This is a genomic window from Micromonospora sp. NPDC049047, from assembly GCF_040649135.1.
Classification (GTDB): domain Bacteria; phylum Actinomycetota; class Actinomycetes; order Mycobacteriales; family Micromonosporaceae; genus Micromonospora.
Window position 1 is genome coordinate 104,268 of record NZ_JBEZEY010000001.1, and the last position, 26,382, is coordinate 130,649.

Here is a 26,382-nt window from a genome sequence, read left to right on the forward strand (position 1 = left end):
TCGCTGGCCCGGAACTGCCCGAGGGGCTGCCCTTCCCGGGTGCGGGAAGGACAGCCCCTCGGCGGTACGGTCAGGCGACGGTGGCGGGGAACCTCTCCCACACCCGGTGCGCGGCCATCAGCTGCTGCACCGCCGCCAGCGCCTCGGCACCCGTACCCGCCGTCACGACGCCGGGCGTGCCGGCCACCCCGACCTGCTCCAGCACGGCGACGCCGGCGCCCCAGGCACCCACGGCCTTGGCGTGCCGCCAGCACTCCTCGACGAGCAGCAGCACCCGGGGATCGACGGCTGCCGGGGCCGGCGTACCCGCCTTGGCGTCGCGGGAAGCGACGGCATCCGGCGCGGGCGCCGGCGCTCCGGCCAGCAGGACCGCGTCGAACTCGACGGACCGGCCGGTGGCGAAGGTGCGCTGCACCGGCAGGTCGCCCACCATGCCGCCGTGCGGGGCGATAAGCAGCGGCACCATGCCGGCCGCGAACACGGCCCGCCGAACCTCGTCGACGCCGTCCAGGTCGCCGTCGGGGTCGACGACGATGCCGACCACCCGGCCGTCGCTCGGCCACTCCCGGCCGACCTGCGACAGCGCCGGGCTGGGCGTGACGTCGGCGAGCGGTACCGTCGGCTGCGGGGCGGGCAGACCGAGCCCGGTGGCGACCTCCGCGCAGAGCACCGGGTCGATGTTGGCGAGGCACTGGAGCTGGCGCTCCTTGATCGCCTGGTGGTAGCACTTGCCCAACTCGAAGGTGTACGCCCGGATGATGTGCTCCTTCTCGACCGGCGACATGCTCGACCAGAACAGGCGTACCTGGCTGTAGTGGTCGTCGAACGAGGCCGGGTTGGCGCGTACCTTCGGCGCCTGCGCCACGGTGACCGGCACGTCGACGAAGGCGTGCTCGTCGTCCCCGGCGGGGAACGGGTTGCCGCCGTCGAGCGAGTTCGGCCGGTACGGTGCGACGCCCGCGTGCACGGCGTGCTGGTGGAAGCCGTCGCGCAGCATGTCGTTCACCGCCGCGTGTGGCCGGTTGATCGGGATCTGCGTGAAGTTGGGCCCGCCGAGCCGGGTGAGCTGCGTGTCGAGGTACGAGAAGAGCCGACCCTGCAACAGCGGGTCGTTCGTCACGTCGATGCCCGGCGGAAGGTGGCCCAGGTGGAAGGCGACCTGCTCGGTCTCGGCGAAGAAGTTCGTCGGGGTCCGGTTGAGCACCAGCCGCCCGACCGGCTGCACCTCGGCCAGCTCCTCCGGCACGATCTTCGTCGGGTCCAGCAGGTCGATGTCGGCGAAGGTCTCCTCGGGGGTGTCGGGGAAGACCTGGATGCCGAGTTCCCACTCGGGGTACGCGCCGGCCTCGATGGCGTCGTACAGGTCCCGGCGGTGGAAGTCCGGGTCGATGCCCCCGAGCAGCTGCGCCTCCTCCCAGGTCAGGGAGTGCACACCCAGCTTGGGCTTCCAGTGGAACTTGGCAAGCACCGTCTCCCCGGCCGCGTTGACGAGGCGGAAGGTGTGTACGCCGAAGCCCTCCATCGTCCGGTACGACCGCGGGATGCCCCGGTCGGACATGTTCCAGATGGTGTGGTGCTGCGCCTCGGTGTGCAGCGACACGAAGTCCCAGAAGGTGTCGTGGGCGCTCTGCGCCTGGGGGATCTCCCGGTCCGGGTGCGGTTTGCCGGCGTGGATGATGTCGGGGAACTTGATCGCGTCCTGGATGAAGAACACCGGCATGTTGTTGCCGACCAGGTCGAAGGTGCCCTCGTCGGTGTAGAACTTGGTCGCGAAGCCCCGGGTGTCGCGGACCGTGTCGGCCGAGCCCCGCGAACCGAGGACCGTGGAGAAGCGGACGAAGACGTCGGTCTCCCGCCCCTTCTTCAGGAAGCCGGCCCGGGTGACCGCCTCGGCGGTGCCGTACGAGGTGAACACGCCGTGCGCGCCCGCGCCCCGGGCGTGTACCACCCGCTCGGGGATGCGTTCGTGGTCGAAGTGCGTGATCTTCTCGCGTAGGTGGTGGTCCTGGAGCAGTACCGGGCCGCGCGGGCCGGCCTTGAGTGAGTGGTCGGTGTCGCGCAGCCGCGCCCCGTTGGCGGTGGTCAGGTAGGCGCCCTGCTGACCCTTCGCGGTGCTCGGCACGCCGGTCTCGGCGCCGGTGGGCGTACGCGTCTGCGGCGCACCCTGTTCCGCCTTCGGCGGCAGTGGGTCGTGCGGCGTCGTCGGTTCCTCGACGGTGGGCGGCGCGCTTCCGGGCGCACCCGGGACATCCGGGGTAAGGGCGTCGGCGATCTTCCCGGAGGCGGTCTTCACTGCGTTCTTGACCGCCTCGGCGGGCTTGCTGGAATCCACTTGTCGAAACCCTCCATGGCGCGTGTTCGAGCGGGCGCTTGCCCTGCTACCCCTGGTCAGAGGGCCGAAACACGACTGATCACGGCAAATGCCGCCACGACTGGTGATTTTGCCGATGCGGCGACCGGTTGACCGGCCAAAACTGACACACGTCGATATCCCTCGACCCTAGGGAGTGCCCGACGTGTCCTCACCAACCACCACCCGTCCCCGTTCCGTCGCCGCCCGAGCCACCCGGTTCGCCCTCGCCGCCGTCCTGGCGGCCGGCGGCTTCGTGGCCGGATCGACCGGCGCCGCCCAGGCCGCCGGGCCGTACGAGCGGGGCCCGGACCCCACCACCGCCATCCTGGAGGCCAGCCGCGGCCCCTTCGCCACGGCGTCGCAGAGCGTGTCCTCGCTGAGCGTCACCGGCTTCGGCGGCGGCGTCATCTACTATCCGACAAGCACCAGCGAGGGCACCTTCGGAGCCATTGCCATCTCGCCCGGCTACACCGCCTCCTGGTCCAGCATCAGCTGGTTGGGACCACGGATCGCCTCGCACGGCTTCGTGGTGATCGGCATCGAGACCAACACCCGGCTGGACCAGCCGGACAGCCGGGGCCGGCAGCTCCTCGCTGCGCTGGACTACCTCACCGAGCGCAGCTCGGTGCGCACCCGGATCGACAGCAGCCGACTCGCGGTGGCCGGGCACTCCATGGGTGGCGGCGGCAGCCTGGAGGCGGCCTCGTCGCGGCCGTCGTTGCAGGCCGCTGTGCCGCTCGCGCCGTGGAACCTGGACAAGAGCTGGTCCGAGCTGCGCGTACCCACCCTGATCATCGGCGGCGAGAGCGACAGCGTCGCCCCCGTCGCGACGCACTCGGTGCCCTTCTACAACAGCATCCCGGCGTCCGCCGAGAAGGCGTATCTGGAGTTGAACGGGGCGAGCCACTTCTTCCCGCAGACGACGAACACGCCCACCGCCCGGCAGATGGTGGCCTGGTTGAAGCGGTTCGTCGACGACGACACCCGCTACGAGCAGTTCCTCTGCCCCGGCCCGAGCGGCTCACAGATCGAGGAGTATCGCAACACCTGTCCCAGCGCCTGAGCCTGGTCGCGGGGCGGTCGCCGGTGGCGGCCGCCCCGTCGGCGTGCCCGGCGAGATCAATGAAGGTCTTGACGCGATACCCGAGAAACGTACACTGCGAGTGTAAATAAACACCCGCCACGACAGAGGGATGGGTGATGGAGCGCGGCCTCGAACTGCACCACATCGGCGTCCGTTTCGGCGGCCTCACCGCCCTCGACGACGTGTCTCTGCGGGTGCCACCCAACCGGGTGGTGGGCGTGATCGGGCCCAACGGCGCCGGCAAGACCACGCTGTTCAACGTGATCTGCGGCTTCGTCGCGCCGGACACCGGTTCGCTCACCCTCGACGGCCGGCCGCTGCGGCCCCGGCCGCACCAGCTGACCCGGCTCGGCATCGCCCGGACCCTGCAGGGGACCGGCCTGTTCGCCGGTCTGACAGTGCTGGAGAACGTGATGACCGGCGCCTCGCACACCGCCCGGGCGGGCTTCGTCCCGGCGCTGCTCGGGCTGCCGGCAAGCGACCGCGACGAGCGCCGACTGCGCCGGCACGCCCTGGACATCCTCGACGACCTGGGGATCGCCGGGCACGCCGAGGCCGCACCGAGCACCCTGCCCTTCGCCGTACGCCAGCGGGTCGCCCTGGCCCGCGCGCTCGCCGCCCGGCCCCGGCTGCTGCTGCTCGACGAGCCCGCCGGTGGCCTCGGCGCCGACGACATCGCCGAGCTGGCCGAGCTGGTCCGGCGGTTGCCCCGGCGCGACGACGATCCCTGCGCGGTGCTGCTCGTCGAGCACCACATGGATCTGGTGATGGCGGTCTGCGACGAACTCGTGGTGCTCGACTTCGGCCGGGTCATCGCCGCCGGCACCCCGGACGAGATCCGCGACGACCCGGCGGTCACCGACGCCTACCTCGGTGCCACCGTCGAGGAGGTCTCCCCGTGAGCGCGACTGATCTGCTCGTCGTGCGGGGGCTGGTGGCCGGTTACGGTGCCGCGCCCGTGCTGCGGGCCATCGACCTCAGCGTTCCGGCCGGCACCATCGCCGCTGTGGTCGGCGCGAACGGCGCCGGCAAGACCACCCTGCTGCGTGCGCTCTCCGGCATGATCCGCCCGGCCGCCGGCCAGGTCCTCCTCGACGGCGAGGACCTCGGGGGTACGCCGGTGGAGCAGCTCGTCCGGCGCGGCATGGCGCACGTGCCGGAGGGGCGGGGCGTGATCAGTGAGTTGACCGTCGAGGAGAACCTGCGGCTGGGTGGGTTGTGGCGGCGCGACCGGGCCGACGCGGGCCGTGCCCTCGACGAGGTCTACGAACTCTTCGAGCCGCTGGCCCGTCGCCGTCGGCACCTCGGCCACCAGCTCTCCGGCGGTGAGCGGCAGATGCTCGCGCTCGGCCGGGCGCTGGTCGGCCGTCCCCGCCTGCTGCTGCTCGACGAGCCGTCGCTCGGTCTGGCGCCGCGGGTGGTCGCCCGGACCATGGCGCTGCTCCGCCAGCTGCGCGACAGCACCGGCCTGACCGTGTTGCTCGTCGAGCAGAACGTGCGCAGTGCGCTCGCCGTCGCCGACCAGGGCGTCGTGATGTCCCTCGGTCGGGTGGTGATCGCCGCTCCGGCGGCGAAGCTGCGCGACGACGTCGATCTGCGCCACGCGTACCTCGGTTTCTGACCACCACCTCGTCCCCCGGAGGGAGGACTGTTGGACCGCTTCGTCTTCCTCACCATCGACGGCCTGTCCCGGGGCGCTGTGTACGCCGCGTTCGCGCTGGCCCTGGTGCTCATCTGGCGGGCGGCGCGGGTCGTCAACTTCGCCCAGGGCGCGATGGCCGTCGCCGCCGCGTACGTCGCCTACACCGTCAGCGCCGCGACCGGCTCGTACTGGTTGGGCTTCGTTGTCGCGATCGTCGCCGGGCTGCTGCTCGGCGCGTTTGTGGACCGCGTCGTGATGCGGCACGTCGACCACGCCTCGCCGCTCAACCCGGTGATCGTCGCGCTCGGACTGGTGCTGTTGATCCAGGCCGTGTTGGGCATGGTGTACGGCAACGAGTTCCGGCCCGCCGAGGCACCGTTCAGTCGGTCGGCGCTCACTGTCGGCGGGGTGGCCGTGCTGTCGCCGTACGACCTGTTCGTCTTCGCCACGATCGGGGTGGTGGTCAGCGGCCTGGCCTGGATGTTCGCCCGTACCCCGGTGGGGTTGCGGATGCGGGCGGCGGCCTTCGCCCCCGAGGTGTCCCGGCTGCTCGGGGTCAACGTCGGTGGCATGTTGACGCTCGGTTGGGCGCTCGCCTCCGGGGTGGGTGCGCTGGCTGCCATGCTCGTCATCCCGACCGAGCTGGGCCTGCACCCGCACGCGATGGACCTGGTGTTCGTCTCGGCGTTCACCGCGGCGGTGGTCGGTGGGCTGGACAGCCCACCGGGGGCGGTGGTGGGCGGCCTGGTGGTCGGTCTGCTGCTCTCCTACGTGAGCGGCTACGCCGGCAGTGACCTCACGCCGCTCGCGGTGCTGGTCCTGCTGCTGGCGGTGCTGTTGGTCCGGCCCGGTGGGTTGTTCGCCCCGGTCGCGGCGAGGCGGGTGTGAGCGCCACGACGGCGGCGGTGCCGCCGAAGCAGCGGCCGGACGACGCCGTCGACCGGCCGGCCGACCGGCGACGCGGCTCGACACTGCTGCGCCACCTCGCGATCGTGCTCGTCGCCGGGCTGGTGCTGGTCGGGGTCAGCTACGCCGTCGAGCCGTTCCGCAACTTCCAGCTCGCCACAGTGGCCGCCTACCTCTGCGCGACGGCCGGGCTCACCGTCCTCACCGGGCTCAACGGTCAACTGTCGCTCGGGCACGGCGCGTTGATGGCGACCGGGGCGTACACAGTGGCGTTGTGCCAGAACGCGTTCGCCGACCGGGGGATGACCGGCGGCTGGCTGCTGCCGCTCTCGCTGGTCGCGGCGGTCGTCAGCACTGTCGCGGTCGGCGCGGTGGTCGGGGCGGTGGCGGCCCGGCTGCGCGGCCCCTACCTGGCCGGGGTGACCCTCGCGGTGGCCGTCGTGGTGCCGGCGCTGGCGGTCACCTTCGACGGCGTGTTCAACGGCGAGCAGGGGTTGTCGGTGCCGGTGGACCCGCCGCCGCTGGCGCTCGGCCCGTACTTCCCGTACGAGCGGTGGCAGCTCTGGCTCACCGGCGCGGCCACCCTGCTCGCCCTGCTGCTGCTGGCCAACCTCATCCGCAGCCGGTACGGGCGGACCTTCCGGGCGGTCCGGGACGACGAGGTGGCGGCCCGCCTCGCCGGTATCCACGTGGCCCGCACCCAGGTCCTCGCGTTCGTGGTCAGCGCCGCCACCGCCGGGCTCGGCGGTGCGTTGCTGGCGGTCCTCGCGCAGAGCGTCTCGCCGGGGGCGTTCTCGCTCACCCTGTCGCTGTTCCTGCTGATGGCCGTGGTGATCGGCGGTCTCGGCCGACTCACCGGCGCGCTCTGGGGGGCGGTCCTGCTTGTCGCCCTGCCCGACCTCACCCACTCCGTCACGGAGTTGCTCACCCTCTCGCCCGCGGTGGCGCAGCGGCTGGAGGGCAACCTCCCGCTGGCGATCTTCGGCCTCACCCTGATCGTCGTGATGATCGCCGCGCCGGGGGGCGTGCAGGGGCTGTTGTCGCGTCTTGGTCGGCGCCTGCGGGCCCGGCGTTCCTGAGCTGTTCTCCAGCCCGGCCCTCGGCCAGGCATCCCCACCACCCACACCGTTCCCGCAAACCGGACCGAGAAAGGTCGGTGTTCCCATGCACCGTTTGGCACAACGTGGTCTCGCGATCGCCAGCACCATCGCCCTGTTGGCCGCCGCCGCTGGTTGCAGCGGTGACGACGGCTCCGGTCCCGGCGGGGCAGCGGTGCCCGGCGTCACCGACACCGAGATCGTCGTCGGCACCCACATGCCGCTCACCGGGCCGGCCTCGGCCGGCTACTCGAAGATCGCCCCGGCGACGAAGGCGTACTTCGACTACGTCAACGCCAACGGCGGCGTACACGGTCGGAAGATCACCTACAAGATCATGGACGACGGCTACAACCCGGCGAACACCCAGCAGGTGGTCCGTCAGCTCGTCCTCCAGGACAAGGTCTTCGCCATCCTCAACGGCCTCGGCACGCCGACGCACAGCGGGGTGCTCGACTTCCTGAAGAGCAACCGGGTGCCCGACCTCTTCGTCGCCTCCGGCAGCCGCAGCTGGGACCAGCCGGACAAGTATCCCGGCACGTTCGGGTTCAACCCGGACTACACGGTGGAGGGCAAGATCCTCGCCACCTACGCGAAGACGAACCTGGCCGGGCAGAAGGTCTGCTTCCTCGGCCAGGACGACGACTTCGGCCGGGACAGCCTGGTGGGCGTGGAGCAGGTGCTCGGTGCCGGTGCCGTGGCGGTCAAGCAGACCTACGTCACCAGCAACACCAACGTGGCGCCGCAGATCGGGGCGTTCAAGGCCGCCGGGTGCAAGGTCGTCGTGCTGGCCACCGTGCCCGGCTTCACGGCGCTGTCGATCGGCACCGCCGCGCGGCTGGGCTTCAAGGCGCAGTGGCTGGTCTCCAACGTCGGCGGTGACCACCCGACCCTGGCCAAGCAGCTCGGCGCCGCCGCCCCGATTCTGGAGGGCATGGTCGGCACCAACTACCTGCCGATGCAGAACGACACAGCGAACCCGTGGATCCAGCTCTTCACGAAGATCAACAAGGAACACAACGGGGACGCGCCGTTCGACGGCAACACCGTCTACGGCATGTCGGTCGGTTACCTCTTCGTGCAGACGTTGCTCGCCGCCGGCAAGGACCTCACCCGGGAGAAGGTGCTCCAGGCCGTGCAGAAGGGTGGCTTCCAGGGCCCCGGGCTGGTGCCGTTGCGCTTCTCCGAGAAGGACCACAGCGGCTACGGCGGTCACCGGCTGAGCCGGGTGACCGGGGGAGTGCAGAGCTACTTCGGGCCGGCCTACGAGACCGACGAGGCGGACGGGCCGGTCAAGGAGTACACGGCCGCGCCGGTCGCGCCGCCCGCGAACGGGGTGCCGACCGTCTCCTGACGACCCGACGGCAGCCGCCCGACCGGGCCGGGTCGCGCGTGACCCCGCCCGGTCGGACGGCTGCCCTGGGTGCCTTCCGGCCGCTCGTGGAAGGCGTTGACCGCCACCGAGCCGCCCTCCTACTATCTGCACTGTGAATGCACATTTGGCTCGGCTCGTGAACCGCGTCGCCATCGCCGCCCAGATCACCGGGCAGACGATCGTCCGCGACGGCGGGGTATCGCTGACCGGTCGGGTCGGATGACGGTGCCGACGGTCGGCGCGGAACCGCTGATCACCGCCTGTCTAGACTCGGCGGTGCGCCGGGAGGCGTCGTGGCGGTGAGGAGGCGGGGGCGGATGGACGGGGTCGAGGTCGCGAACCGGGTCGACGGGCGAACCGCCCGGGCCGAGCGCACCCGGGCGGCCATCGTCGAGGCCCACCTCGCGCTCATCGGCGAAGGGGACCTGCGCCCGACCGGGGAACGCATCGCCGAGCGGGCCGGCATCTCGCTGCGGACGCTCTGGACCAACTTCAAGGACATGGAGACGCTCTTCGAGGCCAGCGGCGCCGAGGTGCTCCGCCAGCAGGACGCCGCCTACCGGCCGATCTCGCCCGGGCTGCCGCTGGCGAAGCGGGTCGACGCGTACTGCCGGCAGCGGGCCCGGTTGCTCCAGCTCATCGCGCCGTCGGCGCGGGCCGCCCAGATGCGCGAGCCGGTCTCCGACCAGCTGCACCGCAACCGCCTCAAGCACATCGACCGGGTACGCGACGAGGTCGAGGAACTCTTCGCCGGCGAGCTGGCCCAGGCCGGGCCGGGGCGGGAGCAACTGCTCAACGCCCTGGTGGTGGCGAGCACCTGGCAGGCCTGGTCGATGCTGCGCTACGGGCTCGGTCTCGGCGTGGACCAGGCCCGTGCCGTGATGACCCGGACAGTGGGTTCGTTGCTGGCCGAGGTCGTGGCGGACTGACGCCGGTCGGCAACCTACCGACGCGGCCCACCGAATTCGACACCGTGAGCCTGTCGCGGCAGCAGAGAAGCACCCCTTTCCATTCGGTTTCCGATGAGTGACACTGGCAAGCATGGTTACTGCATCGAGAGTGCAACTAACCGTACTGCGTGGGCGAGACGACGAGTGCCGAGCGCTGCGGAGCCTGCTCGACGGAGTGACCGACGGCGGCGGCGCCCTGCTGCTGCAGGGAGAGCCCGGATCGGGTCGTACCGCGCTTGTCGGTTACGCCCACCGGTATGCCCGGAACTGCACTGTGCTCGCCGGGAACGGGCTCGCCGAGGAGGCCACCCTGCCGTACGCGGGCCTGCAACGCCTGCTCGACCCGGTGCTGGACCGGACGACCGCACTGGCGGACGAGCAGCGCCGGCTGCTGCGGCGCGCGCTGGCCGGTGAGGGCTGTCCAGCTGACCGCCGACTGAAGCTGTCGATGGCGGTGCTCGGGTTGCTCGCCGCCGCCGCCGAGGACCATCCGCTGCTCGCCGTCATGGACGACGTCGACCGGGGCGATCCGCAGACCGCTCAGGTGCTGGCCTTCGTGGCCCGCAGGCTGCGGCACCTGCCGGTGGCGGTGGTGCTCACCGCCGATGTCACCACGACCGTCGACGGGGTGCCGGCGCACCGACTCCGTCCGCTGGACGCGCACGACAGCGTCGCCGTCCTCACCGACCGCCTGCCCGAGCGCCCCACCGCGCCGGTCGCTGCCACCCTCGCGGTGGCCGGTGGCGGCAACCCGCAGGCCCTCGTGGACCTCGCCGAGGTGCTCACCCCCGGGCAGTGCCGGGGGGAGGATCCGCCGCCCACCGCGCCACCGGCGGACGGCGCGCTGGCCCGCGCCTACCGGGCCCGGCTGGACCGACTGCCCCCGGAGACCCGACGGGTGCTGCTGCTCGCGGCGCTCGACGAGAGCGGCGAACCGGGTACGCTGACCCGGGCGGCGAGTGTCGCCGGCACCGAGGTCGAGGCGCTCGCACCGGCGGAGGTCGCCGGTCTGGTCCGTGTCGAGCCGCGGGGCGTCACGTTCCCCCAGCCGTTGGTGCGCGCCCTGATCGCGTGGACGGCGACGCTCGCGGACCGACGCGCGGCGCACCGACTGCTCGCCGGTGTGCTGGTCGCCGACGGGCAGCGGCTGCGCCGGGCGATGCACCTCGCCGCCGCCGCGGCCGGTGCGGACCCCGCCCTCGCCGACGAACTGGAACAGGCGGCGGTCGGTGGCGCCGACGGTTGGGCGACCGCGTCGGCGGCGTTGCGCTGGGCGGCCGAACTCAGCGACGAACCGACGCGGACGGCCGCCCGCCTGCTGACCGCAGCCCAGTACGCCTGGGCCGGGGGACAGCCCGACGTGGCCCGGCTCCTGCTCGACCGGCTCCGCCCGATGTGCACGGACCCGGGCATCCGAGGGCGCGCCGACCTGCTCCTCGGTGAGCTGGAGCTGCGCTGCGGCACCGCGGCACGCGCGTCGGCCCGGTTGCTGGCCGCCGCCGCGACGGTGGCCGGGACCGATCGTGCGCTGGCGCTGTCCGGGCTGGCCCGAGCCGGCGAGGCGGTCTGCTTCGCCGGTGACCAGTACCGCTACGCCGAGGTCGGCCGCCGGGCCTCGGCGTTGCGGCGGCCGGACGACCCGCCCGCCACGGAGCTGATGAGCAGTCTGGTCGCCGGAGTGGCGGCGACCCTGCGCGGTGACCACGAGCGGGCCGGTCCCGCGCTGCGTCGCGCCGTCGTGCTGGGTGGACGGCTGACCGGGCCGGCGGCGACGCCCACCGCGCTCAGCTGCGCCGCCGCGGCCGGTCTGGTCGTCGCCGTGGACGGTGCGGCACACCGCCTCGCCGACAGTGCCGTCGCGGTGGCCCGGGATCGGGGCGAGCTGCACATGCTGTCCCGGGCGCTGGAGTTGCGGGCTGTCGCCGAGTACTGGCAGGGCCGGCACGAGGCGGCGGCGGAGACCTCCCGTGACGGGTTGCGGGTCGCCCGGGCCACCGGTCAGGTCAACTGCGCCGACGTCCACCTCGGCATGCTCGCCGTGCTCGCCGCCATACGGGCCGACCGGGACACCAGCCTGCGACGGATCCGCGAGATCGGCGAGGCGCCGACGCCGGGCAGCCGTCCGCACGCGCTCGCCGGGTGGGCCCTGGCGGTGCTCGATCTGGTCGACGGTCGACACGCCGAGGCCGCCGACCGGTTGGCGTCGTTGGCCCGGCTCGGCACCGGGCGCGGTCAGGTGCTCGTGCAGGTGATGGCCACTCCGTACCTGGTGGAGGCGGCGGCGCAACTGCCCTGTCGGCCGACCGCGACGGCGGCGCTCGCGGTGTTCGACAGATGGGCCAGCAGCACCGCGAGCCCGCTGCGGCGGGCCCTGTCCGCCCGGTGCCACGCGCTGCTCGCGCCGCGCGGTGGCGCGGAGGCCGAGCAGGAGTTCCAGCGGGCGCTGCGGCTGCACCCGAGCGATGCGGGCACGTTCGAACGGGCCCGCACCGAGCTGCTCTTCGGTCAGGAGCTGCGCCGCAGTCGACGCCCCCGCGACGCGCGTACGCACCTGCACCAGGCCCGCGAGATGTTCACGCTGCTCGGCGTGGACTGCTGGACCGAGCTGGCCACCACGGAGCTGCGGGCGGCCGGCGAGTCGGTCGGCGCACCGGATCGGCCGGCGGCGCGGCTGCTGACCGGGCAGCAACTGCGGATCGCCGAACTGGTGGCGGAGGGCGCCACCAACCGGGAGATCGCCGCCCGGATGTTCCTCTCCACCCGTACTGTCGACCACCACCTGCGCAACGTGTTCCACCGGCTGGGCATCCGCTCGCGTACCGAGTTGGTGCGCGCGTTCGCCACCGAGCGGCACGTCGGGCTGGCCTCCGACCGATGACGGTCGGGTCTGGACGACGTTAACTATCACCGCTAGTTTATCGGTCATGGACCTCACCCTCTCCGCCGAGCAGGCCGCGGTCCGCCAGTTGGCCGCCGAGTTCGCCGACCGGGAGCTGGTGCCGCACGCCGCCGCCTGGGACCGTCGCGAGTCGGTCGACCCGGCCATCGTCGGCACGCTGGGTGACCTGGGTTTCCTGGGGTTGACGATCGCCGAGGCTGACGGCGGCTCCGGCGGCGACCACCTCGCGTACTGCCTGGTCCTGGAGGAGCTCGGCCGGGGCGACTCGGCGGTACGCGGCATCGTCTCGGTCTCGCTCGGCCTGGTCGCGAAGTCGATCGCGGCCCACGGCTCGGCCGAGCAGCGGGCCGAGTGGCTGCCCCGACTCTGCGCCGGCACCGCGCTCGGCTGTTTCGGGCTGACCGAGCCGGACAGCGGCTCGGACGCGGCGGCACTGCGCACCCGCGCGGTCCGCGACGGCACCGACTGGCTGATCACCGGCACGAAGACGTTCATCACCAACGGCACCACGGCCGACGTCGCGCTGGTCTTCGCCCGCACCGGCGGCCACGGGCACCGCGGCATCACCGCGTTCCTGGTGCCCACCGACACCCCCGGGCTGACCCGACGGGAGATCCACGGCAAGCTCGGCCTGCGCGGCCAGGCCACCGGCGAGCTGCGCCTCGACGAGGTACGCGTGCCCGACGCGGCCCGCCTCGGCCCCGAGGGCGGCGGGTTCCGCCTCGCCCTGGCCACCCTGGCCAAGGGTCGGATGTCGGTGGCGGCCGGGTGCGTCGGCATCGCCCAGGGCTGCCTCGATGCCGCGGTCGGCTACGCCGCGCAGCGCACCCAGTTCGGCAAGCCCATCGCGGGGCACCAACTCGTCCAACAGCTGCTCACCGCCATCGCCGTGGACACCGCCGCCGCCCGGCTGCTGGTGTGGCAGGTGGCCGATCTGATCGACCGGGACCAGCCGTTCGCCACCGAGGCCTCGATGGCCAAGCTCTTCGCCAGCGAGGCCGCCGTCCGCGCGGCCAACAACGCGGTCCAGGTCTTCGGCGGGTACGGCTACATCGACGAATACCCGGTCGGCAAGTACCTGCGCGACGCGCGGGTCGCCACCCTCTACGAGGGCACCAGCCAGATCCAGCAACTCCTCATCGGACGCGCGCTCACCGGCGTCAACGCCTTCTAGTCTCCGGGAGACCTGACATGAGAGTCTTCAGCTCGTTCGAGGAACTGGCCAGCGCGGTCGGCGAGACCCTCGGGCCCGGCCCGTGGGAGCGCATCGAGCAGAGTCGGGTCGATCTCTTCGCCGACGCCACCGACGACCACCAGTGGATCCACCTCGACCCGGTCCGGGCCGCGGCGGGGCCGTTCGGCGGGACCGTCGCCCACGGGTACCTGACGTTGTCGCTGCTGCCGGCGCTGGCCGGCCGGCTCTACCGGGTGCAGGGGGTGGCGATGGGGGTCAACTACGGGCTGAACCGGGTGCGCTTCCCCGCGCCGGTGCGGGTCGGCACCGCCGTCCGGGCCGCTGCCACCATCGCCGAGGTGTCCCCGGTGGCCGGCGGCGTGCAGATGGTCGCGACCGTCACAGTGGAGAGCGACAGCGGCGGCAAGCCCGTCTGCGTGGCCGAGACCGTCAGCCGGCTCTACGCAACCGCTGGTGGATGAGATGTAATCGCGAACGATGGCCGGATCGCGACGATCGAGGTCAGTAGCGGAAGCTATTGCAGGAGCGACAGGGCTCGAACCACCGGCCGGCACCCTGGACCTTGCCGGATCCGCGGCAGGCGGGGCACGGTCGCGGGCGACGGGCCCGGGCGGCCTCCCGGGCCTCGTCCTTGGCCGCCTCCCGATTGACGTACATGTTGACGCGCTGCCAGAGAGAGGGCTTACGCAACATCCGAAGGACGTCCTCGATCTGGCGTCGGGCGTCGGCGAGTTGCCGCGTTCGCTGCTGCCGGAAAGGATCATTCGGAGTGCTGAGAATATCCGCCTCGATCTCGTCGTAGCGGCGCAGCCGACGCTCGCACCAAGCGATCCTCTCCGCCCGCGACATGAGGTCGAACTCGTCCATTGAAACTCCTTGCCCTGAGGAGAGTCAGCCGCACGACCTGCGGCGGATCTGACGATGAGCGAGGCGTTACCGCGTCTCCACATTCGAGCCCGAGCGATCACCTGCGAGCGTCTGGGTAACCGCAGAACGCGTCATCCGCAGCTTCCCGCGTTGGGCGGCACCGGCCCATCAGGCAACAGGACCTCCTGCCCGACACGTTCGGGTGGCGAGCGCCTTCGATTCGTCAGCAGGAATGGTGCCGCGTCCCGTCCCGTAGGACCGGATCGGGTCCAACGGCCGGCCGTGTCGCCGAGGTCAGCTCAGCGCCGCCGCCTTACCCAGGAGCACCGAGCGTTCCCGCTGGTTGGCGCAGAGCCGGGCCGCCAGTTCCAGCTCGGTGCGCGCCTCCGTACGCCGGCCGAGGCGGGTCAGCAGTTCGCCGCGTACGGTCGGGACCACATGCGAGCCGGGGAGCCGGTTCGTGGCGATCAGTTCGTCCACGATGGCCAGGGCCGGCGCCGGGCCCGAGGCCATGGCCACCGCGACGGCCCGGTTGAGCTCGACCACCGGGGAGGGCGCGGTCCGGCCGAGTGCCTCGTAGAGCACCACGATCCGGTCCCAGTCGGTCTCCTCGACCGAGGGTGCCGCCGCGTGGCTGGCGGCGATCGCGGCCTGCAGGCCGTACGGGCCGAGGCCGCGAGTCGACGCCCTGGCCAGCGCGGCCACCCCACGGCGGATCGCCGCCGGGTCCCACAACCGGCGGTCCTGATCCGCGAGCAGAACCGGCGAGCCGTCCGGGCCGGTGCGGGCCGGGAAACGCGCGGCCGTCAGCTCGCACAACGCGAGTAGGCCGTACACCTCCGGTTCGTCGGGTTGCAGCGCCGCCAGCGTGCGGGTCAACCGGATCGCCTCGTACGCGACGTCGGGGCGCACCAGCCGGTCGCCCGAGGTGGCTGTCGACCCCTCCGTGAAGATCACGTAGAGGACGCTGAGCACGCCGCCCAGCCGGTCCCGGCGTTCGTCGGCCGGTGGCAGCTCGAACGGCACCGCGGCCGCCGCGATCGTCTTCTTGGCCCGGGTTATGCGGGCCTGCACGGTCGGCACGGGCACCAGGAGCGCGCGGGCGATCTCCTCGCTGGTCAGCCCACCCACCACCCGCAGGGTCAGCGCCACCCGGGCCGCCGGGGCGAGCACCGGGTGGCAGCTGACGAACATCAGCGCCAGGACGTCGTCGTCGATCCGGTCGAGGTCGACGTCCTTGTCGACAGCCGGTTCGGCAGCCAACAGGGCGTATCGGTCGTGCAGGGCGACCCGGCGGCGGATCGCGTCGATCGCCCGCCGCCGGGCCGTTGCCATCAGCCAACCGGCCGGGTTGGCCGGTGACGCCCGCCGCCACGACACGAGCGCCTCGGCCACCGCCTCCTGGGCGGCGTCCTCGGCCAGCCCGAAATCACCTGTGAACCGGGTCAACGCGGCGACGATCCGGGCCGACTCGACCCGCCAGATGGTCTCGACGTCGGCCGTACCCATCAGTTCCGGCCGTTGCTCTCGTTGCTGAAGGGGACCTCGTCGGCCTCGGCCACCCGCCGGACCTCGATCTTGGAGCCGCGGACCGCCGGAAACCGCTTGGCCCACTCGACCGCCTCCTGTTTCGTGGCGACGTCGAGGAGGAAGTAGCCACCGAACAGTTCCCTGGTCTCGCCGTACGGCCCGTCGGTGACCACCGGGGTCTCGCCGCCGAAGTCGACAACGACGCCGCGGCCCGGATCGTCAAGTCCTTCGGCCGCGACGAGCACACCGGCCCCCATCATCTGCTCGATGAACCGGCCGGTCTCGGCCATCGCCTCGTCGATGGTGGCCATCATGGCCGCGTTCGACTCGTCGGTGCCCCGCATGATCAGCATGTACTTCGACATCGCGGTCTCCTCGTCCGGCGGGGCCGCCTCCCGGCCCCCGCACCCCCACGTCGAACGAGCGGCGCGCGGATCGACACGGCGCCTCAATAATCTCCCGCCGTGGCGGTGCCGGGCCCCTACGACCCGGCACCGCGACAGGTTCGTCAGGCGACGGTGCAGGCGGTGCCGTTGAGGGTGAACGCGGATGGTCGGTCGGCGTTGCCGGTGTGGGTGGCCTGGAAACCGATGTCGACAGAGGTGCCCGGTGCGATCGTCGAGTTGTAGGAGACGTTACGCGCGGTCACCGCGCCGCTCGACGGGGAGTAGCTGGCATTCCAGCCGTTGGTGATTGTCTGTCCGCTCGGCAGCGTGAACGCCAGCGCCCAACCGTCGACGGGGGTGCTGCTCGTGTTGGCCACCGACAGGGAGGCGGTGAGCCCGTTGCCCCAGGCATTGACCGTGTACGTGACCCGGCACGCACCCGACGGCGGCGGCGTGGTGGGTGGCGGGGTGGTCGGTGGCGGGGTGGTCGGCGGCGGCGTGGTGGGTGGCGGCGTGGTCGGCGGCGGCGTGGTGGGTGGCGTGTCGCCTCCGATGCTGCCGGGCACCGACCGGAGGGCGTCGTACCAGGTCACGGCCATCTTGCGATAGCCGGTGGCGTTGGGGTGCACCCCGTCGGCCAGGTCGCTGAGCGTCAGCGCCCGGTACATGTCGACCAGGTGGACGCGTTTGCCGGCGGCGGCCCTGGTCTGCACGATCCCCGGGATCGCCGCGTTGTAGCCCCGGACCTGGTTGTCCGCGCCCGACTTCGGGATGATCGTCGCGACGAACACGTCAGCGTTCGGGGCGGTGTTGGTGATCCGGTCGACAAGGGTGGCCAGCCGGCCCGGGGCGCCGGAGGTGTCGCCGTACATGTCGTTGGTGCCGATGTGCAGCAGCACCGTCCGGGGATTGGTGGCCCGCAACCAGTTGACGACGTTGGCGTCGATCTGGGCGATGGTCCACCCGGAGTGGCCCTCGTGGTCGTGGTCGCCGAGGCTGGACGGGCCGTTGAACTGGGAGCCGACGAAGTCGATCCGGTAGCCACCGGACGTGAACTGCTGCCAGAGCTCGATCCGGTAGCCACCGGCGACGTTGAAGCCGTCGGTGATCGAGTCGCCGAGCGGCATCACGCGAACGCCGCCGTTGGATTCCGCGTTCGCGGGAGCGGTAGCGATCGGTACGGCCGCTGCCACGGCGGCGACGGCGGCCAGGGCCGCCCACCACAGGCGGGCTCGTCGGGGCCTTGGTGACGGCGCGGTGGTGGGGGGTGACGGAGGGACGGGACGGCCGAGCGTTGCACTGCTCATGGGACTTCCTCTGGTGGTGAGGGTGCGCGACAAGGGTGGCCACCAGGAGGACGGTCGCCGCCAGGTCGCGGTACGCGGGGGAGCGGGCGACGTGGCACGACCAAAAACCCGGACGTCTGGACTGGTGGCCGTGGCGCTGCCGCTGACACTGGTCCTCGATGGTCGGAGCGACAGATCGATGGACCGTGGCGGAAGTGTGCCCTGCACCTCGCCTGACGCACCCTAACGTGTTATCGCTAACACCGGCAATAGATCGGTGTCCGGCTATGGGTTCCGGCCCCGGAGCGCGTGCTCACGTTCTGGGTCGACCGGCCGGGTGCAGCGTCGAGTCGAGCCAGCGCAGCTGACGCCGGACGTGCACCGCCTCGCCGCCCTCGTGACCGTTGAACGGATAGACGTGCATCTCGCGAGCGGGTGGAACCGGCCGCCGGGCCGCCGCACCGTACTGGTTGTAGGCGGCGAAGCCGGTGCTGGGCGGGCAGACGGTGTCCCGCAGCCCGATCCCGAAATGCGCCGGCGCCGTCGCGCGCCGGGCGAAGCTCACCCCGTCGACGTAGGACAGGGTGCGCCACACCGCGTCCTCGGCCTCCCGGTGCACCGCCAGGTAGCGGGCGATCTCACCGTACGGCGCGGGCTCGCTGAGCTGGACGGCCCGCCGCATGTCGCAGAGGAACGGTGCGGTGGTCAGCACCGCGGCGAGGTCGCCGACCAGGCCGGCCACCGCCAGGGCGAGGCCGCCGCCCTGGCTGTTGCCGACCGCCGCGACCCGGGTGCCGTCAACCCCCGGCAGGGCGCGGACCGCCTCGACCGCACGGACCGCGTCGGTGATCAGACGGCGGTAGTGGTAGTCGTGTGGGTCGAGGATTCCCCAGGTCGCCGGCCAGGGCCCGCCGGGTGCGCCGTGCGGGTCGGGGGTGTCCCCACTGGCGTACTGACCCGACTGGCCCCGGTTGTCCATCAACAGGTGGGCGTACCCGGCAGTGGGCCAGGTCAGTCGCTCGTGGGGCAGGCCGCGACCACGGCCGTAGCCGGCGTACTCGACGACCGCGGGCAGTGGCTCCACTACCCCGGCGGGGCGGGTGTACCAGGCCCGGACCGGGTCGCCGCCGAAGCCCGCGAAGGTGACGTCCCAGGAGTCGAGCAGCCGCAGGTCGGTGGACTCCGGACGGACGTCGACGAGCACCGGCCGGGCGGTCGACTCGGCGAGGGTGTCGCCCCAGAACGTGTCGAAGTCGTCGGGTTCGACAGGTTCCGGCGCGTACCGCTGAAGGTCGTCGAGCACTGTGGCGGCGTGGGGCACGGGTCCTCGCAAAGGGGGCTCGGGTCAGCGCGGGCTGGCGGGGGGTGCGGTGCTCTCCCGGACGACCAACTCGGTCACCAGGTCTATCCGGCTGGTCGCCGGCTCGTTGCCCCTGGTCAGGTCGAGCAGCATCTGGGTGGCGATGCCCGCCATGTCGCGCAGCGGCTGGTTGATCGTGGTGAGGGCCGGGTCGGTCCAGGTGGACACCGGCAGGTTGTCGTACCCGATCACCGACAGGTCCTCGGGCACCCGCAGGCCGCACTGGCGGGCGGCCCGGAGCACCCCCATGGCCTGCGTGTCCGAGCCGGCGAAGATCGCCGTGGGTCGGGACGGCAGGCGGAGCAGCTCCAGCCCGTGGGCGTGCCCGGCGCCTGCGGAGAAGCTGCCGTAGCGGATCAGCTCACGGTCGACCGCCAGCCCGGCCTCCTCGTGGGCCGACTGGAAGCCGGCGGCGCGAGCCCGGCTGCAGAGCACATCGGGGGGCCCCGAGATGATGGCGATCCGCCGGTGCCCCAACTCCAGGAGGTGCCGGGCGGCCAGCAGGCCACCGTTCCAGTTGTTCGAACCAACGGTGGGCACCGAGGCCGAGGTCGCGCTGTCGGTGTCGACGACGACGAACGGTATGCCCTGACGCCGCAGGTGCTGCTGCTGGGCCTCGGCCAGATGGGAGAGGACGAACACCACGCCCAACGGGCGGTCGGTGAGGATCCTGTCCAACCATCGGGCCGGGGGGCGGTGCGCGCCGTTGAGCTGGGCCACCGACAGCCCGATGCCGGCCGCCGCGGTCACCGCCTCGACCCCGCGCAGGATCTCCATCGCCCACCCGGTGTCGAACTCGTGGAACACCAGGTCGATCCGCCCGCCGCTGGTCGAGGGGCGCCGGGCCCGGCGCTGGTACTGGTGGCGATCGAGGCTCGCCTCCACCCGCGCACGGGTGCCGGGGGCGACATCGCCGCGACCATTGAGGACCTTGGAGACCGTGGCGACCGAGACACCGACGTCGTGGGCGATGGTCGCGATGGTGGTGGAGGCGGGTGGATCGAGCGGGCGGTGCTCTGTCATCGCAGCCCCATACAACATCCGAAATTTTCGGGAGACCTTAACACGATTGGCCGGTCGCGCCAGCCGTTGCGGCAGTCGACCGGCCCGTTCGCGGGTCATTTCGCCGCGAATTCGCGACGGTGGGCCGACGGCACGGTCACTGTGCGCAGGATGTGGTCGCCGGAGTCCGATGCAGACCCTTGACACCCATCGATGGGGCACTTAGGTTGCCGAAAAGGTTGCGCAGGCTTCCGGAAACTTTCGGATCGCGGCACGTCCACCACGGAACTGGTTCACCAGGCACGGGGATGTGGCCGGAGCTAAGGGGTCATGGCATGGGAAGTCAGTTGCCCGGGCACAGCGACGCCGCGCCGTGGCGCGATCCGCAGCTGTCGCCGACCGAACGGGCCGAGGCACTCCTGCCGTTGATGACACTCGACGAGAAGATCGCCCAACTCGTCGGGGTATGGGTCGGCGCGGACGCCTCCGGCGGAGGCGTCGCCCCACACCAGTCCGACATGATCACCGAACTTCCGGAGTGGAGCACCCTCATCCGGCACGGGTTGGGCCAGCTCACCCGGCCGTTCGGCACCGCACCGGTCGACCCGGTGCTCGGCGCCCGGTCGCTCGCCGCCTCCCAGGCGCAGATCGTCGCCGCCAGTCGGTTCGGCATCCCGGCCCAGGTGCACGAGGAGTGCCTCACCGGGTTCGCGGCCTGGCGGGCCACCGTCTACCCCACCCCGCTGAGCTGGGGCGCGTCCTTCGACCCCGACCTGGTCGAGGCGATGGCCGACCGGATCGGGCGTTCCATGCGCGCCGCGGGCGTGCACCAGGGGCTCGCGCCGGTCCTCGACGTCACCCGCGACTACCGCTGGGGCCGCACCGAGGAGACCATCGGCGAGGACCCCTACCTGGTGGGGACGACCGGTGCGGCGTACGTGCGGGGGCTGGAGGGCGCCGGTGTCGTCGCCACGCTCAAGCACTTCGCCGGCTACTCGGCCTCCCGGGGCGGGCGCAACCACGCGCCGGTGCCGATGGGCCGTCGGGAGTTGGCAGACGTGATCCTGCCGCCGTTCGAGATGGCCCTGCGGCTCGGCGGCGCCCGCTCGGTGATGAACTCCTACGCCGAGATCGACGGTTTGCCCGCCGCCGCCGACGAGGAGCTGCTTACCGGTCTGCTGCGCGACGAGTGGGGCTTCACCGGCATCGTGGTCGCCGACTACTTCGCCGTCCGGTTCCTGGAGACCCTGCACCGTGTCGCGGGCGACGCCGCCGACGCCGCCCGGCTCGCCCTGCGCGCCGGGATCGACGTCGAGCTGCCCACTGTGGACGCCTTCGGCGCGCCGCTGGTCGAGGCGGTCCGCCGCGGTGACGTCGACGAGGCGCTCGTCGACCGGGCGCTGCGGCGGGTGTTGATTCAGAAGATCGAGATAGGCCTGCTCGACGACGACTGGCAGGGGCTGCCCGACGACGTGGCGAACCTGCGACTGGACGACGACGTCAGCCAGGAGGTGGCCCTTCGGCTGGCCCGGGAGTCAGTCGTGCTGCTGCGCAACGACGGCGTCCTCCCGCTGCCCGTCGGTGGCCGGGTCGCCCTGATCGGCCCGCTCGCCGACGACCCGATGGCCATGCTCGGCTGCTACTCGTTCCCCAACCACGTGGGCATCAACCACCCCGACCACGGGCTCGGCCTGGAGATCCCCTCGCTCCGCGACGAGTTGGCCCGACGCGTCCCGCTGCTCAGCCACGAGCCCGGCTGCACCATCACCGGTGAGGACACCTCAGGCATTCCGGCCGCGGTCGCCGCGGCTGCCGCCGCCGACGTGTGCGTGCTCGCCGTCGGCGACCGCGCGGGAATGTTCGGCCGGGGCACCTCCGGCGAGGGCTGCGACGCCGTCGACCTGCGGCTGCCCGGCGTACAGACCGAACTCGTCCGGGCCGTCCTCGCCACCGGCACCCCGGTCGTCCTGGTGCTGATGACCGGTCGCCCGTACGCGCTCGGCCCGGAGTTCGACACGGCGGCTGCCGTGGTGCAGGCGTTCTTCCTCGGGCAACTCGGCGGGCAGGCGCTCGCCGAGGTGCTCACCGGCGCGGTGAACCCGTCCGGGCGCCTACCGGTGAGCGTTCCCCGTGATGCCGGCGGCCTGCCCGGCACCTACCTCGCGCCGCCGCTCGGTCACCGCACCAAGGTCTCCTCGGTCGACCCCACCCCGGCGTACCCGTTCGGCCACGGGCTGAGCTATACCACCTTCGAGTGGTCCGACGCCGGGGTGGTCGATCCGGCCGACGAGACGCCGGACGCGCCGGCGGCCTGGCCGGTCGACGGCGAGGTCCGGGTGCGGATCACCGTCACCAACACCGGTGACCGGGCCGGCACCGAGGTGGTGCAGCTCTACCTGCACGACCCGGTCGCGCAGACCACCCGCCCGGTGGTCCGGTTGGTCGGCTACACCCGGCTGCCGCTGGAGGCCGGCGAGGCGGCGCAGGTGACCTTCGGCGTACCGGCCGACCTGGCCTCGTTCACCGGGCTGGCCGGCCGGCGGGTCGTCGAGCCCGGCGAGGTGGAGCTGCGCTTCGGCCGGTCGAGCGGCGACGCGGCGGCGACAGTGCCGCTGCGGCTGACCGGCGCCGAACGCCAGGTCGGCCACCAGCGGGAACTGCTCACGTCGGTGCGGGTGGAGCCCCTCGTGGCCGTCCCGCATCCCGCCTAGGAAGGGCCGAGGATGACGTCGACCTTGCGGCCACCGCCGCCGGCACCACCCCGGTCACCGGCGGAGGCGGACAGCCCCGCCCCGCGGGCGCCGCGGCGGCGCCAGAGCTGGCGGCAGGCGCTGCGCCGGGACTGGCAGCTCTACTCGCTCGCCGTCCTGCCGCTGCTGTTCTTCCTGATCTTCCGGTACCTGCCGATGATCGGGAACGTCATCGCGTTCCGCCGGTTCAAGCCCGGCGGCAGCATCTTCGGTGAGTACTGGGTCGGCCTGCGGTACTTCCGGATGTTCCTCACCGACCCCACGTTCTGGGAGGTGTTCACCAACACGCTTGTGCTCGGGGCGCTGACCCTGCTGTTCTGCTTCCCGTTGCCGATCGTGCTGGCGTTGCTGCTCAACGAGGTGCGGGCCCGCCGGTTCAAGCGGTTCGTGCAGTCGGTGTCCTACCTGCCACACTTCCTGTCGATCGTGATCGTGGCGGCGATGGTCATGCAGTTGACCATGGTCGACGGCGCGGCCAACCAGCTCGTCCGGTTCTTCGGCGGCGACGCGGTGGCGTTCCTGCAACAACCCGGCTGGTTCCGCACCATCTACGTGTCCTCCGAGGTCTGGCAGAGCGTCGGCTGGGGCACGATCCTCTACCTCGCGGCCCTCACCACTATCGACGAGGACCTGTACGAGGCGGCGCGGATCGACGGCGCCAACCGACTGCGGCAGACCTGGCACGTCACCCTGCCGGGGATCCGACCGACGATGATGACGCTGCTCATCCTCAACATCGGCAGCTTCCTGGCTGTCGGGTTCGAGAAGATCCTGCTGCTCTACAACCCGTTGACGTACCCGACCGCGGACGTGGTCTCCACGTACCTGTTCCGGATGGGCTTCCAGTCCAGCAACTTCAGCTATGCCGCGGCCATCGGTCTCTTCGAGGCGGTGATCGGGCTGGTCCTGGTCCTGACGGCGAACCTGATCTCCCGGCGCACTGTGGGGACGAGCCTGTGGTGATCCTCGGTACGAAGAGCGAGGCCCCGAAGACCCGGGGACAGGTGGACAGTAGGGGCTACCGGATCTTCCGAGTAGTCAACACTGTCGTCCTGATCGGCGTCGTGGTCGTGACGCTGTTCCCGTTCCTCAACATCGTGTCCCGCTCGCTCAGCGACGAGGCGTACATCATCACGGGAAAGGTGAGCATCGTCCCGCGCGGGTTCAACGTCACCGCGTACAAGCTGGTGATGTCCGACCCGATGTTCTGGACGAACTACCGCAACACGGTGGTGTACACGGTGGTCGCCACCATCATCTCGATCGTGCTGACCACCTGTTACGCGTACGTGCTGTCGAAGCCGCAGCTCAAGGGGCGCGGCGTCCTCGTCGGCATCGCGCTGTTCACCATGTTCTTCACCGGCGGCCTGATCCCCAACTACGTGCTGGTCACCAGCCTGGGCATGAAGAACACCATCTGGGCCGTCGTGGTCCCCAACGCCATAAGCGTGTTCAACCTGCTGGTCATGAAGGCGTTCTTCGAGAGCCTGCCCACCGAGTTGGAGGAGGCCGCGGCGGTCGACGGGCTGAACACCTACGGCATCCTGCTGCGGATCGTGCTGCCGTTGTCGAAGGCGATCCTCGCGACGATGGTGCTCTTCTACGCGGTGGCGTTCTGGAACTCGTGGTTCAGCGCGTTTCTCTACCTGGACCGGCAGGAACTGTTGCCGGTCACCGTCTACCTGCGCAACCTGATCGTGGGTGCCACCGACGCGCAGGAGGCGGGGGCCGCCGATGCCGATGTCGTGCAGGCCGCGGCCACCCTGCAGGCCGTGACGATCGTGCTGACCACCCTGCCGATCCTGGCGGTCTATCCCTTCGTCCAACGGTACTTCGTCCGCGGCGTGATGCTCGGCGCGGTAAAGGGGTGACGCGGACGACGCACCGTTCCACAGTCGAATCCCCACCACCGAAAGGACGAGCCATGCTCCACCAGACGTGGCGCCGGGTGGCGATAGCCACCGCGGGTCTGCTCGCGTTCACCCTCACCACCGCCTGTTCCGAGGATCCCGGCGAGTCGACGGACCTCTCGAAGAACAAGGTCGGGGCGATGGACACCTACGGCGTCGGCGACCAGTTCAAGGCCACCGAGGCGCTCTCCTTCTCCACCCTCTACAACAACCACACGTTCTACCCGCTCAAGGAAGACTGGCTGTTCTGGTCGGAACTGACCAAGCGGACCAACGTCAAGATCGAGCCGGTCGCCGTTCCGCTCAGCGACTACGAGCAGAAGCGCAGTCTGCTGATCGGTGCCGGCGACGCCCCGCTGATCATTCCGAAGACGTACCACCCGCAGGAGGACGCGTTCGTGGCCTCCGGGGCGATCCTCCCGGTGAGTGACTACCTGGATCTGATGCCCAACCTCAAGGACAAGATCGCCAAGTGGAACCTCAAGCCGGAGATCGACAACCTGCGGCAGGCCGACGGTAAGTTCTACCTGCTGCCGGGCCTGCACGAGAAGCCCACCCAGGACTACACGGTGCTGGTGCGCACCGACATCATGCAGGAGCTCAACCTGCCGACCCCGAAGACCTGGGACGACCTGTACACGGTACTCAAGGCGATGAAGGCGAAGTACCCGAACGTCTACCCGTACTCCGACCTGTTCAGCAAGCCCAACCCGACCGGCGCCCTGCTGGGCATTCTCGGCTCGTCCCACGGCACCTACGCGGGCTGGGACTTCCAGCACGCCACCTGGGACCCGAGCGCGAAGAAGTTCACCTACACCGGCTCGTCCGAGCAGTACAAGCAGGTGGTCACGTACCTGCACAAGCTCGTCGCCGAGGGCCTGCTCGACCCGGAGAGCTTCACCCAGACCGACGACCAGGCCCGCCAGAAGCTGGCCAACGGCAAGTCCTTCGTGGTCACCGGCAACGCGCAGACGCTCGTCAACAACCACCGGCCCGACCTGGCCAAGACCCTGCCGAACGCGAAGATGGCCAAGATCCCGCTGCCGATCGGCCCGGCCGGCGAGGTCAACCCGTTCCCCCGGCTGGAGAACGGCATCATGATCTCCTCGAAGGCCCGGGAGAGCAAGAACTTCGTCGCCATGATGCAGTTCATCGACTGGCTGTGGTATTCGGACGCCGGCATGGAGTTCGCCCGCTGGGGCGTCGAGGGCACCACCTTCACCAAGGACGCCTCCGGCAAGCGCACGCTCAACCCCGGCGTCGACTTCCTCGGCCTCAACCCGAAGGCACCCAAGCACCTGCAGAAGGACTTCGGCTTCCACAACGGTGTCTTCGCCTACGGCGGCACACCCGACCTGGTCCGCGGGTTCTTCTCCCCGGAGGAGCTGGAGTTCCAGAAGGTGATGGACGCCCGCAAGCCGCGGGAGGTCCCCCCGCCGCGCCCGTTCACCGATGAGGAGCGGGAGCAGGTGTCGCTCTGGGAGACCCCGCTGAAGGACTTCGTCACCCAGAACACGCTCAAGTTCGCCCTCGGTCAGCGACCCCTGAGCGAATGGGACGCCTACGTGGCCGAGCTGAAGGCCAAGAACTCCGAGCAGTACATCGACGTGGTCAACAAGGCGTACGAGCGGTTCCAGAAGGACAACGGCTGACCAGGCGGGGAGTCCGGTCGGGCGGTGACCAGGCCCGACCGGGCTCCCCGACGACCACCGGCCCCGGGGCGCGTCACCCGCCGCCCCCGGGTCGGACGAGCAGAGGACGGCGATGCGCAGCACCGGCCGTCGCGAGCG

Annotated in this window: 21 protein-coding genes; 14 read left to right on the forward strand and 7 right to left on the reverse strand. The window is 71.3% G+C overall.

The features are described from left to right. Positions 1-70: 70 nt before the first annotated feature. On the reverse strand, positions 71-2,332 hold the full coding sequence (locus AB0B86_RS00390; RefSeq protein WP_357410244.1) for a catalase: 2,262 nt from the start codon (positions 2,330-2,332) through the stop codon (positions 71-73). Between the two features lie 184 nt (positions 2,333-2,516). Here AB0B86_RS00390 and AB0B86_RS00395 point away from each other — a divergent pair, with 184 nt between their 5' ends. From AB0B86_RS00395 to AB0B86_RS00440, 10 genes are all read left to right on the forward strand, one after another. Continuing rightward, a complete protein-coding gene (locus AB0B86_RS00395) occupies positions 2,517-3,416 on the forward strand; it encodes an alpha/beta hydrolase (RefSeq protein ID WP_357410246.1) in 900 nt (299 codons plus the stop codon). Between the two features lie 137 nt (positions 3,417-3,553). Then, entirely contained in the window at positions 3,554-4,339 is a 786-nt protein-coding gene (locus tag AB0B86_RS00400; RefSeq protein ID WP_357410248.1) for an ATP-binding cassette domain-containing protein, read from the forward strand. Next, positions 4,336-5,058 carry an ABC transporter ATP-binding protein gene (locus tag AB0B86_RS00405; RefSeq protein ID WP_357410250.1) on the forward strand — a complete coding sequence of 241 codons (723 nt, stop codon included), beginning with the start codon at positions 4,336-4,338 and terminating at the stop codon, positions 5,056-5,058. The genes AB0B86_RS00400 and AB0B86_RS00405 overlap by 4 nt, the downstream gene beginning before the upstream one ends. A 30-nt stretch (positions 5,059-5,088) precedes the next feature. Further along, the gene (locus tag AB0B86_RS00410) at positions 5,089-5,967 is read left to right on the forward strand and encodes a branched-chain amino acid ABC transporter permease (RefSeq protein ID WP_357410252.1); all 879 of its coding nucleotides are present in this window, start codon (positions 5,089-5,091) and stop codon (positions 5,965-5,967) included. Next, positions 5,964-7,064 carry a branched-chain amino acid ABC transporter permease gene (locus tag AB0B86_RS00415; protein ID WP_357410254.1) on the forward strand — a complete coding sequence of 367 codons (1,101 nt, stop codon included), beginning with the start codon at positions 5,964-5,966 and terminating at the stop codon, positions 7,062-7,064. The genes AB0B86_RS00410 and AB0B86_RS00415 overlap by 4 nt, the downstream gene beginning before the upstream one ends. An 85-nt stretch (positions 7,065-7,149) precedes the next feature. Further along, entirely contained in the window at positions 7,150-8,436 is a 1,287-nt protein-coding gene (locus AB0B86_RS00420) for an ABC transporter substrate-binding protein (RefSeq protein ID WP_357410256.1), read from the forward strand. Between the two features lie 338 nt (positions 8,437-8,774). Further along, positions 8,775-9,386, forward strand: coding sequence for a TetR/AcrR family transcriptional regulator (locus AB0B86_RS00425; RefSeq protein WP_357414693.1), 612 nt, complete (start codon positions 8,775-8,777; stop codon positions 9,384-9,386). Between the two features lie 112 nt (positions 9,387-9,498). Continuing rightward, complete coding sequence (locus AB0B86_RS00430) at positions 9,499-12,285, forward strand: AAA family ATPase (RefSeq protein ID WP_357414695.1); 2,787 nt, start codon at positions 9,499-9,501, stop codon at positions 12,283-12,285. 46 nt (positions 12,286-12,331) lie between these two features. Beyond that, complete coding sequence (locus AB0B86_RS00435; protein WP_357414697.1) at positions 12,332-13,480, forward strand: acyl-CoA dehydrogenase family protein; 1,149 nt, start codon at positions 12,332-12,334, stop codon at positions 13,478-13,480. 17 nt (positions 13,481-13,497) lie between these two features. Next, positions 13,498-13,962: a MaoC family dehydratase gene (locus AB0B86_RS00440; protein WP_357410264.1), complete on the forward strand. Its 465-nt coding sequence runs from the start codon at positions 13,498-13,500 to the stop codon at positions 13,960-13,962. A gap of 40 nt (positions 13,963-14,002) precedes the next feature. On the opposite strand, the gene AB0B86_RS00445 is transcribed toward AB0B86_RS00440, so the two are convergent. The 6 genes from AB0B86_RS00445 to AB0B86_RS00470 form a co-directional block, all read right to left on the reverse strand. Beyond that, the gene (locus tag AB0B86_RS00445; RefSeq protein ID WP_357414699.1) at positions 14,003-14,368 is read right to left on the reverse strand and encodes a hypothetical protein; all 366 of its coding nucleotides are present in this window, start codon (positions 14,366-14,368) and stop codon (positions 14,003-14,005) included. A 294-nt stretch (positions 14,369-14,662) separates the two neighbouring features. Continuing rightward, positions 14,663-15,877, reverse strand: a complete 1,215-nt coding sequence (locus tag AB0B86_RS00450) for a sigma-70 family RNA polymerase sigma factor (RefSeq protein WP_357414701.1) — start codon at positions 15,875-15,877, stop codon at positions 14,663-14,665. Further along, positions 15,877-16,263, reverse strand: a complete 387-nt coding sequence (locus AB0B86_RS00455) for a YciI family protein (RefSeq protein WP_357414703.1) — start codon at positions 16,261-16,263, stop codon at positions 15,877-15,879. The genes AB0B86_RS00450 and AB0B86_RS00455 overlap by 1 nt, the downstream gene beginning before the upstream one ends. Before the next feature lie 143 nt (positions 16,264-16,406). Further along, positions 16,407-17,591, reverse strand: coding sequence for a cellulose binding domain-containing protein (locus AB0B86_RS00460; protein WP_357414705.1), 1,185 nt, complete (start codon positions 17,589-17,591; stop codon positions 16,407-16,409). Positions 17,592-17,883: 292 nt separating this feature from the next. Next, positions 17,884-18,891: an acetylxylan esterase gene (locus tag AB0B86_RS00465; protein ID WP_357410271.1), complete on the reverse strand. Its 1,008-nt coding sequence runs from the start codon at positions 18,889-18,891 to the stop codon at positions 17,884-17,886. A gap of 24 nt (positions 18,892-18,915) precedes the next feature. Next, a complete protein-coding gene (locus AB0B86_RS00470) occupies positions 18,916-19,953 on the reverse strand; it encodes a LacI family DNA-binding transcriptional regulator (protein ID WP_357410273.1) in 1,038 nt (345 codons plus the stop codon). Between the two features lie 314 nt (positions 19,954-20,267). Between AB0B86_RS00470 and AB0B86_RS00475 the strand changes: the two genes are divergently transcribed. Genes AB0B86_RS00475 through AB0B86_RS00490 form a run of 4 tightly spaced genes read left to right on the forward strand, consistent with a single transcriptional unit; the run spans position 20,268 to position 26,244 of the window. Next, positions 20,268-22,643 carry a glycoside hydrolase family 3 N-terminal domain-containing protein gene (locus tag AB0B86_RS00475; protein ID WP_357410274.1) on the forward strand — a complete coding sequence of 792 codons (2,376 nt, stop codon included), beginning with the start codon at positions 20,268-20,270 and terminating at the stop codon, positions 22,641-22,643. Positions 22,644-22,655: 12 nt separating this feature from the next. Then, a complete protein-coding gene (locus AB0B86_RS00480; RefSeq protein ID WP_357410276.1) occupies positions 22,656-23,645 on the forward strand; it encodes an ABC transporter permease subunit in 990 nt (329 codons plus the stop codon). Then, complete coding sequence (locus tag AB0B86_RS00485; RefSeq protein ID WP_357410278.1) at positions 23,642-24,553, forward strand: carbohydrate ABC transporter permease; 912 nt, start codon at positions 23,642-23,644, stop codon at positions 24,551-24,553. The genes AB0B86_RS00480 and AB0B86_RS00485 overlap by 4 nt, the downstream gene beginning before the upstream one ends. A 53-nt stretch (positions 24,554-24,606) precedes the next feature. After that, positions 24,607-26,244: an extracellular solute-binding protein gene (locus tag AB0B86_RS00490; RefSeq protein WP_357410280.1), complete on the forward strand. Its 1,638-nt coding sequence runs from the start codon at positions 24,607-24,609 to the stop codon at positions 26,242-26,244. Positions 26,245-26,382: the final 138 nt, after the last annotated feature.